The 1,795-nt window shown below is 45.7% G+C and carries 1 protein-coding gene; it reads left to right on the forward strand.

The features are described 5' to 3' along the window. Window positions 1-1,795 (forward strand): replication endonuclease (locus I6E78_RS18275; RefSeq protein WP_197183096.1); only part of this gene is annotated, 1,795 nt, incomplete at both ends.

The following is a 1,795-nucleotide window of genomic DNA, read 5'->3' on the forward strand; positions in this document are numbered from 1 at the left end:
AAAAAAAAGCGGGTAGCGAATACCGCGCTAATACATGGCTGCGCCGCGTTATTGGTCGTTTAAAGCCACGCTTTGGCGTGTTGTTTAGTATTACTCAAAATATGCCATTGCCATGGCATATTTTAAGCAGTATTGAAAAAACCAAAAAACATGCAAATACGCTGGCTATTGAATGCCTGCAAATTGCGCTTGATGTAAGCGAAGAGCACCAGCACCTACCTTATGAAAAAATAGTATCGCTAACCTACGATGCAATAGCTGATCACGCTAAAGCTGTGGGCGCTAACGTACCCTTTTACGCTATGCGCGAAGAAAGCTTACCAACCGAATGCTACGAAATTGCACTGCTTAAAATGCAGTGCGATAAGTGGTGGGCACGCCAATTAAAAACCCTACGCCGCCAGTTTTTAGAATTGCTAGAAATTGCCACCGGCCAAGTGGGCAAAGACCTATACCACGATAAAAAAAGCAAAAAGTTTAAACGTAAAGGCATTAGCCCGTATTCGTCAAAACAAGCGCAGCGTGAGTTTAACTTTGCCCAAGCCAGCGGCCGCCAGTTTTTAGAAATGATGGAATTGCAAAGCAGCGATGGCGACGTAATAAGTTTAATTGAAGCGGTTAAAAGCGGCATGGCAAACCCAGCCAACCGCCGTAACGAATTAATGCTACGCATACGCGAAACCGAAGAGCTAGCCGACGAAATGGGTTATGTAGGTGTGTTTTACACTATTACGTGCCCGTCGCGTTTTCATGCTAATTCAAGTAAATGGAATGGCGAAACCCCGAAAGACGCGCAAAATTATTTAACCCAAACATGGGCGCGTGCTCGCTCTAAATTAAACCGCCGTGGCCTTAAGTATTTTGGCGTGCGTGTGGTAGAGCCACATGCAGACGGCTGCCCACATTGGCACATGATGTTATTTATGCCAAAAAACAAACTGCAAGAAGTAAACGCTATTTTGCGTTGGTACTTTATTCAAGAAGACAAAACAGAGCTTTACGATTACTACGGCCCAGTAGCAACTCGCGCCAAAGTAGTTACCGAATGGGTAGATATAAACACCCATGGCGTACACGTTCAAACTGTTGAAAAGTGCGTTAGCTATCGCGCAGGCACTAAAAAAAGCGAGTTGTTTAAAACCTACAAGCAAAAGCGCCGCGAGTGGGGCCTTAAAAAAAGCCAAGGAAAAAAAGCCAAAGCGCCTAGTAAGTTTTATCGCACATTTAGCCCACGCTTTGACGCCATAACAATGGATAAAAGCAAAGGCAGTGCGGCCAGCTACATTGCTAAATACATCAGTAAAAATATTGATGGTTACATGCTAGGCGATCATGAAGATGCTGAAACAGGCGAAAACCTGCAAGAGCAAGCTAACCCCGTTTTAGCCTGGGCTAGTACGTGGAATATTCGCCAGTTTCAATTTCAGGGTTCGCCAAGCGTTACCGTTTACCGCGAGCTTAGACGCATGCGCACTGCAATAAGTGACGACGTAATAGAGCCTATTCGCCACGCTGCCGACACTGCCAATTGGAAAGACTACGTAAAATTACAAGGCGGTATGTGTATTGGCCGCGCTGCTAACTTTAAATCAATGTATGAGCTAACCCCGCAAGGCAACGACTACGCCGAAGTAGTGCGCCGCATTAAGGGCGTGCTTACTAACACCGACTACAAAGCCGTGCTTAAGCGCACGCTTGAAAAAGTGCATAACGTAATTGCCGACACCAGCTTAAAAACGCGCCTTATCGAATGGACAAGGCAACTCAAGGGCACAGCCGAAAAACTCAGTGCTAA

It is taken from the genome of Pseudoalteromonas sp. NZS127, assembly GCF_015864805.1.
Classification (GTDB): domain Bacteria; phylum Pseudomonadota; class Gammaproteobacteria; order Enterobacterales; family Alteromonadaceae; genus Pseudoalteromonas; species Pseudoalteromonas nigrifaciens.